Origin of the sequence: Cohnella sp. AR92 (assembly GCF_003990975.1) — a bacterium.
GTDB lineage: Bacteria > Bacillota > Bacilli > Paenibacillales > Paenibacillaceae > Cohnella.
Genome location: NZ_RZJR01000005.1, coordinates 239,015 through 254,296, shown reverse-complemented (window position 1 = coordinate 254,296; position 15,282 = coordinate 239,015). Strand labels below are relative to the sequence as shown.

General features: G+C 54.5%; 12 protein-coding genes. 6 read left to right on the top strand and 6 right to left on the bottom strand.

The genetic code is table 11. From position 1 onward, the window contains the following. Positions 1 to 8: 8 nt before the first annotated feature. From ELR57_RS09945 to ELR57_RS09920, 6 genes are all read left to right on the top strand, one after another. Complete coding sequence (locus tag ELR57_RS09945) at positions 9 to 581, top strand: TMEM175 family protein (protein ID WP_126958905.1); 573 nt, start codon at positions 9 to 11, stop codon at positions 579 to 581. Positions 582 to 595: 14 nt separating this feature from the next. Continuing rightward, complete coding sequence (locus ELR57_RS09940; protein ID WP_126958904.1) at positions 596 to 1,267, top strand: hypothetical protein; 672 nt, start codon at positions 596 to 598, stop codon at positions 1,265 to 1,267. Between the two features lie 84 nt (positions 1,268 to 1,351). Then, a complete protein-coding gene (locus ELR57_RS09935; RefSeq protein ID WP_238162471.1) occupies positions 1,352 to 5,080 on the top strand; it encodes a DUF2062 domain-containing protein in 3,729 nt (1,242 codons plus the stop codon). Positions 5,081 to 5,145: 65 nt separating this feature from the next. After that, positions 5,146 to 5,553: a MerR family transcriptional regulator gene (locus ELR57_RS09930; protein ID WP_126958903.1), complete on the top strand. Its 408-nt coding sequence runs from the start codon at positions 5,146 to 5,148 to the stop codon at positions 5,551 to 5,553. A gap of 3 nt (positions 5,554 to 5,556) precedes the next feature. Next, the gene (locus ELR57_RS09925) at positions 5,557 to 6,513 is read left to right on the top strand and encodes an aldo/keto reductase (protein ID WP_126958902.1); all 957 of its coding nucleotides are present in this window, start codon (positions 5,557 to 5,559) and stop codon (positions 6,511 to 6,513) included. A 174-nt stretch (positions 6,514 to 6,687) separates the two neighbouring features. Further along, on the top strand, positions 6,688 to 8,760 hold the full coding sequence (locus tag ELR57_RS09920) for a serine hydrolase domain-containing protein (RefSeq protein ID WP_126958901.1): 2,073 nt from the start codon (positions 6,688 to 6,690) through the stop codon (positions 8,758 to 8,760). 50 nt (positions 8,761 to 8,810) lie between these two features. On the opposite strand, the gene ELR57_RS09915 is transcribed toward ELR57_RS09920, so the two are convergent. The 6 genes from ELR57_RS09915 to ELR57_RS09890 form a co-directional block, all read right to left on the bottom strand. Further along, complete coding sequence (locus tag ELR57_RS09915) at positions 8,811 to 8,975, bottom strand: FeoB-associated Cys-rich membrane protein (RefSeq protein WP_126958900.1); 165 nt, start codon at positions 8,973 to 8,975, stop codon at positions 8,811 to 8,813. A 21-nt stretch (positions 8,976 to 8,996) separates the two neighbouring features. Continuing rightward, positions 8,997 to 11,009, bottom strand: a complete 2,013-nt coding sequence (gene feoB, locus ELR57_RS09910) for a ferrous iron transport protein B (RefSeq protein ID WP_126958899.1) — start codon at positions 11,007 to 11,009, stop codon at positions 8,997 to 8,999. Beyond that, a complete protein-coding gene (locus tag ELR57_RS09905) occupies positions 11,003 to 11,233 on the bottom strand; it encodes a FeoA family protein (RefSeq protein WP_126958898.1) in 231 nt (76 codons plus the stop codon). Before ELR57_RS09905 ends, feoB begins: the two co-directional genes overlap by 7 nt. A gap of 344 nt (positions 11,234 to 11,577) precedes the next feature. Continuing rightward, complete coding sequence (locus ELR57_RS09900; RefSeq protein WP_158629983.1) at positions 11,578 to 12,414, bottom strand: AraC family transcriptional regulator; 837 nt, start codon at positions 12,412 to 12,414, stop codon at positions 11,578 to 11,580. A gap of 53 nt (positions 12,415 to 12,467) precedes the next feature. Continuing rightward, complete coding sequence (locus tag ELR57_RS09895; protein ID WP_126958896.1) at positions 12,468 to 13,799, bottom strand: APC family permease; 1,332 nt, start codon at positions 13,797 to 13,799, stop codon at positions 12,468 to 12,470. Positions 13,800 to 14,055: 256 nt separating this feature from the next. Further along, positions 14,056 to 15,255 carry a saccharopine dehydrogenase family protein gene (locus ELR57_RS09890; protein ID WP_370452238.1) on the bottom strand — a complete coding sequence of 400 codons (1,200 nt, stop codon included), beginning with the start codon at positions 15,253 to 15,255 and terminating at the stop codon, positions 14,056 to 14,058. Positions 15,256 to 15,282: the final 27 nt, after the last annotated feature.

Here is a 15,282-nt window from a genome sequence, read left to right as displayed (position 1 = left end):
GAAGCGCTCTGAGAGCAAACCGGATGGAAGCCTTCAGCGATGGCGTACTGGCGATTATCATTACGATCATGGTTCTGGAGTTTAAAGTACCGGACGACCATAACTGGCACGCGCTAAGCGCGCTTGGCCCTAAGATCCTTAGTTACATATTCAGTTTCGTCTACATCGGCATCTACTGGAACAATCATCACCATCTCCTGCATATGGTTCGCGCGATGAACGGGCGTTTGATGTGGCTCAACTTGCTTCTTCTGTTCTGGCTTTCCCTTGTGCCGTTCACGACGGCTTGGATGGGAGAGAGCCATTTTGCAGCCGTGCCAATGGCGCTGTACGGCATTATCCTGCTGCTTGCGGCCTTCTCGTACTGGTTGCTTCAACGCGGGATTCTTAGCCAGCATTCCAACGAGTCCTCTTTTGTTCAAGGGATGGGCAAGGACTGGAAGGGGAAAATCTCTCCGTTGCTCTATTTAGTCGCTGCCTTGACCGCATTCGTGAGCCACTGGCTATCCGGCTTCTTCTTCGTGCTTGTTGCCGTGATCTGGTTCGTGCCGGATAAGCGAATCGAGCGTGCTCTAGAATAGGAGGAACTTCAATCGTGGAGAAGGTTGCTGCGGCTGTATTTAATAATATCCGTTGGTGTGAGATCGTCTGTGAAACGCACGGTATTGTTGGGAGATCGACGGGAAGTGCGTGGCGGACAACGTCGAAAGCGCCGGCCTATTACCCCGATATCATTACATCAAGCAACAATGCAACGGTAGAAGAGATAGCGGAGATGCTTAGTAACAAGGAAACGGCATCCGTGAAGGATAGCTTTGCTAATCTTGACTTGTCGAGTCTTGGATTAGGGATCCTATTCGAAGCCGAATGGATCTATCATGCGCCTTTGGCTGATTTGAAGTCCATTCCACCCGGATGGAGCCAGGTTCGAACAGACGGCGATTTATCCGATTGGACTCTCGCCCATGGTTCAGGCAACGTGATTAAATCCAGTCTCTTGGAACATCGAGACGTTAACATCTACATATGCGAGAAAAAGGGTGTCGTGGGCGGTTTTATAGCAGCTTTGGGCGCCGGCGTCGTAGGGATATCCAATGTTTTCTCAAACGGCGATCTTGTTGGATTGTGGTCGGATATTCCTCAGGTCGTCTCTCAGGAATTTCCGGGAATCCCGGTGGTAGGATATGAACAAGGTACAGATCTAAGGGCGGCTATTCAATCGGGATGGGCATCTTTGGGTCCCCTTCGGATATGGGTCAATCAATAGATTCATGCCCATTTGAGACCTGCTGGAAAGATATGCTATATTGAATTCGCAGACCTTTCTATTATCTATGCAGGGGCGTGCCTCATGATAAACCGGCTTGCGGACAGATTGGCCTTATCTCTATTCGCCCCCTTTGGTAAGCTTCGCGGAGCGACGGCCGGCTCGATCGGCCTGTTCGTCGGCATGCTGCCGATCGCCGGCTTTCGGTTCGCCCTATTGTTGGCGCTCTCGATCATGCTTCGCATGAGCCTGCCGGCTCTTGTCCTCGGCCTATCGGTAACTTTCCTCCTTCCCTATCTGCACTTGCTTACGTTCTCCCTTGGCCATCGGTTGGCCGCGCACGATGCCTATCTGGCCGCCGTACCCGACTTGACGATACGCAACGCCGCCTTATGGACGACGGGGAGCGGATCGTATTGGGCCGGCAGCGTCATCAGCGGCCTTCTGCTCGCTACCCTGGCTTTTCCCTTCTTCATGCTTCTCTTTAATCTCCCGCGCAAACGCAGAGTCCAAAGCAAAAATTATGTGTTCAAGGACGAGTTCGGAAGAAGGTGGGTTCTCCTCCGCCGTCTCGGCGTCCTGACCATTGGAGTCGCTCTTGCCATCGTGGCCGTCTTCTGCGCGAGCCTCGATTCCGTTCCGCTGCTGCCGGATCTGGGACTCAAGCAGCCTCATTCCCCGCACAGCTCCATGGAGAAGCAATTGAGCGAGAACGAGTTGATCCAGCAGTTAAAAGACGAAGACCAGAAGCATCCTACCTTTCAGGTGGGATACCGTCGGCATCATCTTGACCGATTGAGCGCTTCGTCGAGTCCGGGCAAACAAGAAGTCTACGGCTTCTACGTGAATTGGGACGAGAACAGCAAGCAGTCGTTGCTTCAATACAGCAGGGAGCTGACGACTCTTCTTCCCGAATGGCTTCATATGAACTCCGATCTGACGATCAGCGACGAGACCGACCCAGACGTGCTGAAGCTGGCGGACCGCCGGAATCTGGCCGTTCAGCCGTTGATCAGCAACTATACGGATGATCATTGGGACGAGGAAGCCGTCCACCGTCTGCTGCAATCGCCCGAGAAGCAGCAGGAGCTTATCCGCAGCCTCCACGCCCTTGTAACCAAGTACGGCGAGAGCGGCATCAATCTCGACTTCGAAGCTGTCGAGCCGGACGACCAAGACTTGCTTACGGCATTCGTTCAATCGCTTACCCAGGCGTTCCATGCAGACGGACTGCAGGTGACCCAGGATGTGCCCGCGGACGATGATGCGTTCGACTACGGCGCGTTGGCGCAAGTCGCCGATCGCCTTATCGTGATGATGTACGACGAGCACTCCGAGACCGGCGACCCGGGTCCGATCGCCTCCAGCAATTGGTTCGAGCAATCGCTTAATCAACTCGACATTCCCCCGGGCAAGATGGTCGTGAGCATGGGCAACTACGGGTACGATTGGATCGCGAACAGCAAGCAGCCGGCGGATAATCTAACCTTCGGGGATCTCATGGAGCTGGCCGAGCAATCGAAGCTGCCGGTCTATTGGGACGATGAAGGCGACAATCCCTATATTCGTTACCAAGACGGCGAGGATTCCCATATCGTCTGGTTCCTGGATGCCGCGACCTTCTATAATCAGCTGAAAATCGTTCAAGAGAACGGGTTTCGGGGCGTGGCGTTATGGCGTCTGGGGTCCGAAGACCCGGGGATATGGAGCTTGCTGGGCAAGCCATCTCCGTCCGCAAGCGACTTATCGGTACTGTATAATCCTTCTCCCGTGCATTACAGCGGAGAGGGGGAAATCCTGCGTATTGCATCCACGTCGAACGAAGGCAAGCGATCGGTAGAGACGGATGAGGACGGCTATATCGACAACGAGACTTACGAGTCGATTCCTACGCCCTTCGAGGTCGAACGATACGGTAAGATCAAGAGCAAGCAAGTCGCGCTTACATTCGACGATGGACCGAGCGGGCGCTATACGCCGGAGATTCTCGATATTCTGAACAAATACAAGATCAAGGCCTCGTTCTTCGTCGTCGGGGAGAACGCCGAGGCGTATCCCGGACTGATCAAGCGGATTTATAAGGAAGGCCACGAGCTGGGCAACCATACGTTCACTCATCCCGACGTGGCCGCCATCTCGCCGACGAGAACCCGTCTGGAATTGAACGCGACGCAGCGCCTGATCCAAGAGATAACGGGCCATTCCGCGACGTTCTTCCGACCTCCCTACGTGGCGGACGCAGAACCTTCGACGCCGTCCGAGCTGCTTCCGATCCTGCGGGCGCAGCAGATGGGCTACACGATGGCCGGCGAGCTGATCGACCCCGAAGATTGGCAGAGGCCGTCGACGGATGCCATCGTCGATCGCGTCATGTCCCGGTTGCACGAAGGCAACGTCATCCTCCTTCATGATGCGGGCGGAGACCGGTCGCAGACCGTCGAGGCGCTGCCGCGAATCATCGAACAGCTCCAACGGCAAGGGTATTCGTTTACGACGCTTAGCGCGTTGATCGGCAAAACCCGCGCGGAGACGATGCCGCCGGTCTCCGATGCAGATTTGCCTCTCTTGCAGTATGACCGGGCCGTCTTCCAATGGCTTAAGGGATGGAACCTGGGCTTAAGGGACCTCTTCTATGCAGCCATCGCGATCGGCATGCTTAGGGTGGCGATGCTGTTCTGGCTGTCCTTGCGGCATAAGCGTGATCGGTCTTCCGGGAGAGTCAACGCCGATTACGCCCCGCCGGTCAGCGTGGTGATCGCCGCCTACAACGAGCAGAAGGTCATCTGCAACACGATCGAATCCATTCTCTTAAGCGATTATCCGAATTACGAAGTGATCGTCGTGGACGACGGCTCGACGGACGAGACGGCGAGAGCGGTGCTGGAGCGGTTCGGAGAGCGTTCGGACGTGCGATTGATCACGAAGCCCAACGGGGGCAAGGCTTCCGCGGTGAATACCGGATACCGGCAAGCGAACGGGGAGATCGTGATTGCCTTCGATGCCGATACTTTGATCGCGAGCGACTCGATTACGCGTTTGGTCTGCCGCTTCCAAGACGAGCGCGTCGCCGCGGTATCCGGGAACGTGAAGATCGGCAACACGGGCAATCTGCTTACGATCTGGCAGCATATTGAGTATGTGACGGGATTCAACTTGGAACGCAGGGCATTCGACAAGCTGAATTGCATAGCGGTCGTTCCGGGAGCCATCGGCGCATGGCGCAAATCCGCCGTCGAAGACGCCGGGTACTACAGCGAAGACACGCTGGCCGAAGACGCCGACCTGACGTTATCGCTGCTCCGAAGCGGGTACAAGATCCATTATGAGGAACGGGCCCTTGCCTATACCGAAGCTCCGGAGGACGTGCAGAGCTTCGCGAAGCAGCGTTACCGGTGGACGTACGGCACTCTGCAATGCTTATGGAAGCATCGGGGAGCGATGTTCAATCCGAAGCATCCGGCGCTCGGGTTCATCGGAATGCCCAACATGTGGCTGTTCCAGTATGTGTATTCGGTGCTGTCTCCGCTCATTGATCTCTTGTTCGTGTTCTCCTTGTTCTCGGGCGGATCCCGGATCGCGACGGCCTTCTATCTCGCGTTCTTCCTCTTGGATCTATCCGTCGCTTATTACGCGTTCCGGCTCGAGAAGGAGAATCCAAAGCCGCTCCTATGGCTCTTCTTGCAACGGATCGTGTATCGCCAGCTAATGACGTACGTCATCCTCAAGTCGATCTTCGCGGCGGTCAGAGGTTCCCCGGTAGGCTGGAACAAAATGAAACGGAGAGGCAGCGCGCGAATGGATCAATCGATGTAAGAGCGTCTTGTTGACTTAGAGCGCGCTCAAACTTATAGAATGAATTCGTAGGGGAGGGGAGAGCAATGAAAGACCAAGCGCAAGAGCTGACCGTTCAGCAGGCGGCCGAGAGAACCGGCCTTAGCGCGCATACGCTGCGTTATTACGAGCGGATCGGACTCATGGATCCAATCCCCAGAGCCAAGAACGGGCATCGGCTTTATCGGAAGAACGATTTTGAATGGATCGTGCTGCTCGCCAGGCTTCGGAACACGGGCATGCCGATCGCGCAGATGCAGCAATTCGCCGCGATGATGCGGTTAGGCGATGCAGGCATCTCTCAACGCAGGGCGCTGCTGGAGAATCATGAACGGATGCTGCTGGAACAGGCTCAAACGATTCAGCAGACTCTGGACCTGCTTCGGGACAAGATCGACTACTACCGCTCCTGGGAAGCCGAAGTCAACGGAGAAAATCAAGAAAGAGGGGGGTAGAAAATGCAGCGACATTCATTAGGAGCGACAGGACTCCGGGTAAGCGATTTTTCATTAGGATGCCTTAACTTCGGATCCCGGACGGATAAGAGGACATCATTCCGGCTGCTGGATCGTTATAAGGAAGCCGGAGGGAACTTCTTGGATACCGCCAACAACTATGCTTTCTGGAACGAGGGCTGCATCGGCGGCGAGAGCGAGTCTCTGCTCGGCGAATGGATGAGAGTAAGCAAGAATAGAAGCGAGCTTATTGTAGCCACCAAGGTTGGCGCGAAACCGACGATTCCGGGCGGCGGCTTCGATCAAATCGAAGGCTTGAGCCGTCAAGCGATTGAGAAAGCGGTCGATGAAAGCTTGCTTCGTCTTGGAACCGATTATGTAGATTTGCTATACGCGCATATCGACGATACCGATACTCCGCTTGAGGAAACCCTAGAAGCCTTTGACCGGCTTATCAAACAGGGCAAAGTAAGGGCGCTGGGGTGCAGCAATTATCGCTTCTCTCGGCTCCTTGAGGCTAAAGAGATTAGTGCCGCAAGAGGCTTGGCATCCTATAGCTGCATCCAGCAGCGCTATACGTATTTGCGGCCTGGAATCGATGCGGATTTCGGAATTCAGGTGAGCGCGGATGATGACCTGCTCGAGTATTGTAAAAAAAATGATGATTTTACCATGCTCGCATTCTCGCCGCTGCTCGGTGGATTATATGGAAGAGAAGATGCCGAAATCCCAGAGGCTTACCGTAGCGAGGAGCAATGGGTTCGATTGCAGACCATCAGGCAAGCAGCCAGAGAAATAGGAGCAACGCCGAACCAGGTTGTACTGGCCTGGATGCTTCAGAACGTACCGAGGGTTCTTCCCTTGGTCGCGGTTAGCGATCTGGCGCAACTGGAGGAGAATCTCGGAGCGCTTTCTATAAAGCTAGACGCGGAATTGCTCGAGCGCCTGAATCGGGCGTGACGAGTGTAGCGGGGAAGAGTAGAACCGGTCCACGGCGGGCCGTTTTTTTTTATTCGCAGTTCTCAGGAAGCCTAAATATTCCCTAAAGAAAGATGAAAATAGGAGACCGCTTCCATAGCATTACGTATTCTATTAAGGAATGAATAGAATGCCCATAATGCCAAGGAGGTTCCAATGAGAACAAGATTATGGATTCCGGCGGCGACGCTTGCTCTGACGATGCTCGCGCCGACGGCAGCGATGGCAACGGCTTCGGACGGAGGCTCGGCCGCCTACGAGGAGACCCGGAAGGCTTCGGCGGAGAAGGCCGAGCTCCTCACGAAATCCTACGGCACGTACAGCGTGCAGTACGCTCTTATCGATCATGGGGAGATCGTCGTCTCCGGCCATTCCGGCATAAACGACGAGAAGGGGCAGAAGCCGCTCACGGCGGATACGATGTACGGCATCGGCTCGACCAGCAAGATGTTCACGACGGCTGCCGTCATGCAGCTGGTCGATCAGGGGAAGGTCGACCTGGACGCGCCGGTCGTGAACTATATCCCCGAGTTCACGATGAAGGACGAACGCTACAAGAAGATTACGCCGCGCATGCTGCTCAATCACTCCTCCGGCCTGAACGGCTCGTCGCTTACGAACGCTTTCCTATTCGAAGACAACGATTCTTACGCTCACGATACGCTGCTGAAGCAGCTGGCCAACCAGACGTTGAAGGCCGACCCGGGCGCTTATTCGGTTTATTGCAATGACGGATTCACGCTCGCCGAGATTCTGGTAGAGAGAGTCAGCGGCATGGATTTTACCGGCTATATTCATAAATACATGACGGAACCGCTTGGAATGTCCGATACGAAGACTCCGCAGGATTCGCCCAACGCGTCGGGGATGGCGGGGATCTATTACCCCGCTTACCAAGGACAGCTTCCGAACGAGACGGGCAACGTCATCGGAACGGGAGGAATCTATTCCACTGCGGAAGATTTGGTTCGATTCTCGCAACTGTTCACGGGGCAGGCAGAAGGAATCTTATCCGCCAAATCGGCTGATGCCATGGAGCAGAAGGAGTACAAGACGCCGTTGTGGCCCGGCGAAGCGGACAATTCGATCGGGTACGGCCTGGGCTGGGACAGCGTCGATCTGTATCCGTTCGGCGAATACGGCATCCAGGCGCTGACCAAAGGCGGGGATACGATTCTGTATCACTCCTCGCTCGTCGTGCTTCCGGAGCAGGATATGGCGGTCGCCGTCGTCTCTTCCGGAGGCTCGAGCACGGTCGACCAGCTTCTGGCGAACGAGATGCTGCTTCATGCGCTGAAGGAGAAAGGGAAGATTGCCGAATTCAAGCCGGAGAAGTCGTATGGCAAGCCGGTCAAGGCGGATATGCCGGAGTCCGTGCTGCAATATGCGGGAATCTATGGGGCAAGCAACCAAACGATGAAGGTCGAGATTAGCAAACTCGGAGAACTGTCCTTGTCTACGGAGCAAGCGCCGGATTATCCGGCCGAGAAATACGAGTACTCGGCGGACGGTACGTTCCTGAGCGCGGACGGGAAGACGAAGATCAGCTTCGTGACGGAGGAGAACGGCCGCACCTACTTGTGGACGCGCCAGTACGCTTCGCTGCCGGGTCTGGGGCAGACGGCTTTGTCTCTGTATTCCGCGGAGAAGCTCCAGCCCCGAGATCTGCCGGCAGAGACCGCAGCGGCTTGGAAGCTGCGCGACGGCAAGAAGTACTATGCGCTTAATGAGAAGGATACCTCGCTGGCTTACCTGCTGGGACCGACTTTGCAGTTGAGCCTGTCCAAGCAATTGCCCGGGTATGTATTGGATAAGTCGATCACGGGCTCGAATACGGCTGCCTCCGGAGTGCAGGTTCCGGGGCTCTCCGGCAGGGATATCGTCAATTATACCTTCTATACTCAGGATGGGATCGAATACTTGGATGCGGCAGGAAGCATCTTTGTCGGCGAGGACTTCTTGAAGCCCCTGTACGTCGCCAAGAAGTCGGCGGCTACGATCCCATCGAGCGGTTATGCCAAATGGTATACGGTAAGCGACAAGGATGCGGGCAAGACCGTAAAGGTGAAGACGCCAGTTAACGGCTCCTTCGCCGTCTACAACGAGCAGGGATTATGCGTCTACTTTAGTGTAATCAGCGGCGACCAGAACAAGGTTGAACTTCCCGCTAACGGCTCCGTTGTCTTCGTCGGAGACGCCGGCTCTAAATTCGAGATCTCCCTGCAGTAACGAAGAAGGCTGGAAGGGCCCGGTTAACCGAGCCTTCCAGCCTTTTTCTTTTACTTATGCGCCTGTTGCCCCGTCATATCGGAGCAGGCCGATTGGCATGAGGGTTGAAGGGAGCAAGCGGCGCATTTGCCCTGCCGCGTCTTGCGATAATAACGAGATAAGGTCCAACCGGCATAACCGAAGATAGCAATGCCGACAATAATGCTGAAGATCATGGATACTCCCCCTATCGGATGTCAATGGAAGCCTAGCAGAAGTCCCCCGCGGTAAATAAGGAACGATAGGATATAAGCGACAATCAATGCATATCCGATAGAGAACCAAGTCCACTTGGCGGATCTCGTCTCGTTGCGAATCACGCCGACCGTTGCGAGACAAGGCACGTACAAGAGAATGAATACCATGAAGCTGTAAGCCTGAAGCGGGGTGAAGAATTGCGTGATCGCCCCTTCAAGACCTGCGTCGGTCGGCGCGGCGTATATAATCCCCATCGTCGACACGACCACTTCTTTGGCTAGGAATCCCGTAAGGAGCGCCGAGCCCGCCTGCCAGTTGCCGAAGCCCAGAGGCTCCATCAAGTGAGCCAGCAAGGAACCGATCGCCTGAAGGAAGCTTTCGTTCATAGGAACGTCCCAGCCCTGGGTTCCGGAGTGGCCGAGCAGCCAGATGATGACGGAACCTCCGAATATGAACGTCCCCGCTTTGCGCACGAATCCTTTGCCCTTCTCCCAAGTGCTGCGAATAAGCGTCCGCCATTGCGGCACCCGGTAGGGCGGCATCTCGACGATAAACATCGATTCTTCTTCTTTGGCCAGAGTGTAGGAGAAGAGCTTCGCCAGAAGAAGCGCAACCACGACGCCAAGAATATAGAGGGAAAGTACGATTAGCGCTTGATGCGATTTAAAGAATGTTCCTACGAATAGGCTGTAGACGGATAATCGGGCCGAACAGGACATCAATGGCGTCAGCAGAATGGTAAGAAGCCGCTCTTTGGGCTGTTCGATCGTTCGCGCGGCCATAATGCCCGGAACGTTGCAGCCGAAGCCGATGATCATCGGGATAAAGGCTTTGCCGTTCAGCCCGACGCCTTCCAGCAATCGGTCCATAACGGTCGCGATACGCGCCATATACCCCGAATCCTCGATAAACGAGATAAGGAGGAACAGCATAAAGATCTGCGGAACGAAGACGAGAACGCCGCCAACTCCTGCGATGATTCCGTCCAGAATGACGTCCTTGATGAAAGGTACGGCACCGGCGCTATTCAACAAAGACTCCACGCCGTCTCGGATAGCTCCATTGAGCAGCGCGTCCAGCTTGTCGGATACCGGCGTTCCGAACCAATCGAAGGTAAGCTTGAATGTAAAATACATGAAAGCCAGAAATACCGGGATGCCGAGGAATCTGTTCATGACAATCGCATCGATGCGCTCCGACAGGGTAACGCTAGAAGACTTGGTCTCCCGAACGGAGTTCTGCAGCCAGCTATCGATGAGAGCGATACGTTTGTCTCGAATGTACTCGGACAGCCTTTTCCCGCCGGAATGCTCTCGGACAAGAGCTTCCGTCTCATCGTAGAAGGCTTGCAGCCACAGGGGATCGACATGCTGGCGCAGCTTCTGAAGCACCGGAATATTGCCTTCGAGCAATTGCAGCGCAAGCCATCGTTTGGGCTCCAGCTCCGCGGGAAGCTTCGCTTCCAACTTGGAGATGGCCTGCTCGAGCACCGGTCCATAATCGAACCGACGAGGGCTGAATTCCGACTCGCTGCCGCCGCGATCTACCGCGGATTGCATTAGCGCATCGCACCCCTGCCCCGAGCGGGCAATGACAGGCAGAACCGGAATGCCGATCTGCTGCGACAACTGCCGGGCATCGATGTCGAGTCCGCGATTCTTGGCCACGTCTACCATGTTTAGCGCCAAGACGACCGGTCTACCGTATTCCAGCAGTTGAATCGTTAAGTGGAGGTTTCTCTCCATCTGAGAAGCGTCGATGACGTTCAACAGCAAGGAAGGCGTTTCTTCTAATAGGTAAAGCGTCGTCACCGCTTCGTCCCGCGACAACGGACTGAGGGAGTAGATGCCGGGAAGGTCGACCAGCTGTCCTCTTTTATTGCTCAGAACGCCAACCTTTTTCTCGATCGTAACGCCGGCCCAATTGCCTACATATTCGTAGGAATCGGTCAACATATTAAAGAGCGAGGTCTTGCCGGTATTGGGATTCCCGGCTAACGCAACCGTCAGCATACGGCTTCCACCACGATCCGGCCTGCATCCTTGCGGCGAATCGCAATCCATTGCCCCTTTATTTCTATCGTACATGGACCTCCGAAGGGCATGGTTTTGCGCAGCGAGATAACCGAGCCTCTCGAAACGCCAAGATCGGCAAGACGCCGTCTTACCAGATCATGAACCATGTCTACATTCACCACGGTAACCTTAGCCCCATACGAGGTTTCCAGCAAAGTCATAGGATTTCACTCCAACGAAGAATGATAACGGTTATCAATAATGAGGCAATCATATGTGATTTCGGTATGAAAAGCAATAGTAAAAAACAGTCATTCGTTCATTGGCTAATTAGCAGAATTCGATCCAGATAACGAACAGGCAAGCCCGAGTCGTTAGGCGAATCCACAGTGAAGGCGACCACCATCGGCGTCCTAGTCTTCGACTGCCTCATAAAAAGAAAGAAGGCTGTCGAGATGATCTCGACAGCCATTGGCGTAATGACAGTGGGAGGGCATGACGACGAAGGCCTATCGGCAATCGCAACGGCGTCTTCCGCGCTAGACGTGATCCGCAGTTGCCGGACCTAAACGGTTCTTTCTAAGAACACCTTCCGGTATAAATGCTTGGGCAGCTGCTTAGCCAGCTTCAGATACGACCGATTCATATGGGAGAGATCGTAGTATCCGAACTCGCACGCCAGATCGCTTAACGATCTGCCGGGATTCGTATAGTAATGGTAGAAAGAGTACTGGAACCGGATGATTTCATTTAAGGTCTTCGGCGAGAATCCAACGTATTCGTCGAAGATCTTCCGAATGTATCGGGAGCTATAGCCGAGATAACGTTCCAGCTCGCCGACGCTGGAGTTGCCGTTCCGATTCATCAAGTACAAACAGGCTTGCCTTGCCAGTTCGGAAGGGCTATCCTCCAGCCTCTCCGTTGTTCCAAAATAACTTCTGCAAGCCTCAATCCTTCTCTCGAACGATCCGGTCGACACGATCTCGCGATAGAACCGATCGAAATCCTTAAAGACTTCCGAACAGCTGATATATTTGAGATTCTCCCTGATATCGACCGTTCTGGTTAAGGGCGCGTTATGCACGTGCCCCAACCATCCCGGGATAAAGCGTATGCCGAACCCGGACATGCACTCCTTTATAGGGACATACTCGATCTCGGATTGACCGATGACCAGATGCGACTCGATATGATCGGCGAAGAAATAGAACACCATCTCGAAGCAGCCGTCCGGCAGCACGGTCACCGTATCTTCGAGCTTGTCGGCCTTATACTGATAGATCTCCAATATTTTGCCGTACAAGAGGTCGTCCTCGCCTACGACATAGCTTTGGGTACAATATTTCTGCTCGAAATCGGGCTGACGGGGTTTATATAAACTCTTATTGCCGCGTGAATTCATAGACATTCCCCCACCGTTGACTTAATGATGTCCTTTTAGTCCCTGCAGACCGTTCAATCGGCAAGAGCCGCAGGCTCCATGGGATGATGCTCCCGAACGCCGCCAAATTTTCTCGAAGCCAAGTAGACAACCGTTCCGACGATAATCCAGCCGAACCCTACGATTTTCGCGAGATCGCTCAATCCGAACAAGATGTACAACGTAACGATGAATCCCAAGCTGGGCAACAGATAATGGCGAAGCCAGCCCGAGCGCTGCTTGCTCTTGACCGCATGTACGATTACCGCCAGATTGACCAGGACGAAACCGCACAGACCGCCGAAGGAAGACAATTCCGTCAACAGCAGCAAGTTGGACGATAGCGGCAGCAGAATCGACGTCAAGCTTAACAGCAGAATCGAGCGGGTAGGCGTTTTGGTCTTCGGATGGAGATAGCCGAAGAACTTGCGGGGAAGAATGTTGTCTCTGCCTTTGGCATACAGAAGACGGCTTGCGGACGATTGAACCGCGACGGAGAGGCCGACGTACGATACGATCATGCCGACCAAAATGATCAGCTGCAGCGCTTGGCCGCCTACGGTCAGAATGACATCGGAGATGGCCGTCTCGGGATCCGAGATCGAGGTATAATCCGGAATGACGAGAGAGGATACGTAGGTCGTCGCAAGGAACAGAACGGTCAGAAGCGAAATGGCGATCAGAATGGCTTTGCCGATTTTCTTAGGGGGCGTGTTAGTCTCCTCGGACAATGTCGTCATCGCGTCAAATCCGAAATAACACATGATCGCCAGTGCGGCTCCGCTAATGACGGGGGCGACGCCGAAGGTATCCGAATTGTAAACGGCCTTCGTGTCGAACAAGATTAACGCTTCATTCGTGACGATGTAATAGATTGCGGCCCCCAAGAAAGCGGCGATAGCGAACAGCAGATAAACCGTCATGATCGTATTGAACTTCGCTGCTACCTGCACTCCGAAGTAATTGGCCAGCAGCACGATTACGTTCACGAGAAGAATCCAGGCCCATAACGGCACGGCCGGAATGAGGACATGCAGGTAAAGAGAAGCGCCCAGCAAGCATCCTCCCGGAATCAGCACATAGTCCAGAAGCATCGTCCACCCCGCATAGAAGCCGGCTGTCGGATGGATCCCTTTGGACGCGAAGGTGTAGCTGGAGCCCGAAGAAGGGAACAGACCCGCCATCTTGCCGAACGACATCGCCGTGAACAGCACCGCTACAAAGGCGATAATATACGACAGGATGGGATTGCCCTCCGATCGGAAAGCCGATAAACCGTACATCGACAAGCTTGCCATCGGATTCATTGCAATGAGGCCGAACACGATCAGATCCCGGAAGCTCAACGTTCTTTTTAAGGACTCCATGGCTATTCTCTCCCCGTTTGTCAATTATGTCATATTTATTTACGTATTATAAGGACTTTTTGAGGTTGGAAATAGGATAATTCGGAACACCCCCGTAAATACGGAGTTCTCATGTTAGTTAATCTCACCAATAACACAGAGCTAAGGGGCTAAGAGGCTGGAAAAAGGGGCGAGAATGCCAAAAAGGCTGGTTTTCTTCCTCGCCGGCGGCGACTCCGAAACCAACCTTTTCTCCTAAGAGGACTCTCGTCCGTGATTAAGCTTTAATGGTGTCGAGCTGAACCATTTTGCGATGCAGATTTGCCCCGAGCTTGCTCATGACCTTCGTAACGAATGGCTCTGGGTCGATAATGGCCTCCGGCGCATAGACTCCCGCCTGCGTGACCTTGCCCGACAGAATATCCAGAACGGCGTTGGCTGCGCACGTCGAAGTGGGATCCTTGCCGAAATCCACAATATGAATCTCATAGATGATTTGAGTTCGGCAGCCGTTGAGCTCGCCTTCGACGTCTACGCGGAACACCGCTCCGAGCGTGTCCGTGCCGTAATCGACGGCCAATGCCTCGGCGGCTGCCGGCGTGCTCATGTAATGCGCCAGGAAGGTGCGCGGCGAGATGCCGAGCTTCGGAATGACCTCGGTATCGGCCAAGCCAAGCGCAATGAGCTTCTTATAGAGCTCGTTGCCTTCCTCCTGGAAGAAGGTGGACCTAGTGGTCGCATGGCGCAAGCCCGGCAGATACTTCGGCAGCGTAACGGATTCCGCGTGCCCGGAGAAGGAATACGTATAGGTTCCGAACGGAGGCTGAAGCTCGATGATCCGCTCTCCGCTCCAAGCCGGAATATCGACATGCTTGCCATCGATAAACTGGGGAACGTCACCGGTCAGGCAGTGGAACAAATGATCGATGACAGCCGATGACATGGCGGGAGCAAACGAGCATCCCCAGGAGACATGAACAGCCTCCGCCTTATCCAACTGGTCCGCTCCCCATCTTGCCAGGATGTTGGTAAGACCCGGAGTAGACCCTGCTCCGAATAAGACGGTGACTCCCGCCTCCTTGGCCGCTTGATCGTACTTATCCGTGCTCACCAGCGCCATGGCGACGTCGAAATCGTCATTGATATCCACGTAATGGACCCCTGCGGCAATCGCTTGCTCGATAATCGGCAGAGCGAAGCGGTGGAAAGGGCCTACGCCGTTGAACACGACATCGGCGCCGCTGATCGTCTCCCGCACGCTCTCGGGATCCGTTGCATTGAACTTAACCGCCTTCGCGCCGATCTCCTTGGCAAGCGCCTCGGCTGCATCCAAGTTATAATCCGCTACCAAGATCTCTTCTGCCGCGCCCTCCGCAGCCAAATACCGGGCCACGTCGCTGCCGACATTCCCGCAGCCTAATACCACAAGCTTCTTACCCATATGAACGCCTCCCGGATTATGATTTAATCCTTCCAACAGGAATTGAGTTCATTATAGGGAAGG

Coding starts and splice junctions, on each gene's coding strand:
- ELR57_RS09935 (WP_238162471.1), top strand. CDS start 1,352: ATGATAAACCGGCTTGCGGACAGATTGGCCTTATCTCTATTCGCCCCC.
- ELR57_RS09930 (WP_126958903.1), top strand. CDS start 5,146: ATGAAAGACCAAGCGCAAGAGCTGACCGTTCAGCAGGCGGCCGAGAGA.
- ELR57_RS09925 (WP_126958902.1), top strand. CDS start 5,557: ATGCAGCGACATTCATTAGGAGCGACAGGACTCCGGGTAAGCGATTTT.
- ELR57_RS09920 (WP_126958901.1), top strand. CDS start 6,688: ATGAGAACAAGATTATGGATTCCGGCGGCGACGCTTGCTCTGACGATG.
- ELR57_RS09915 (WP_126958900.1), bottom strand. CDS start 8,975: ATGATCTTCAGCATTATTGTCGGCATTGCTATCTTCGGTTATGCCGGT.
- feoB (WP_126958899.1), bottom strand. CDS start 11,009: ATGCTGACGGTTGCGTTAGCCGGGAATCCCAATACCGGCAAGACCTCG.
- ELR57_RS09905 (WP_126958898.1), bottom strand. CDS start 11,233: ATGACTTTGCTGGAAACCTCGTATGGGGCTAAGGTTACCGTGGTGAAT.
- ELR57_RS09900 (WP_158629983.1), bottom strand. CDS start 12,414: ATGAATTCACGCGGCAATAAGAGTTTATATAAACCCCGTCAGCCCGAT.
- ELR57_RS09895 (WP_126958896.1), bottom strand. CDS start 13,799: ATGGAGTCCTTAAAAAGAACGTTGAGCTTCCGGGATCTGATCGTGTTC.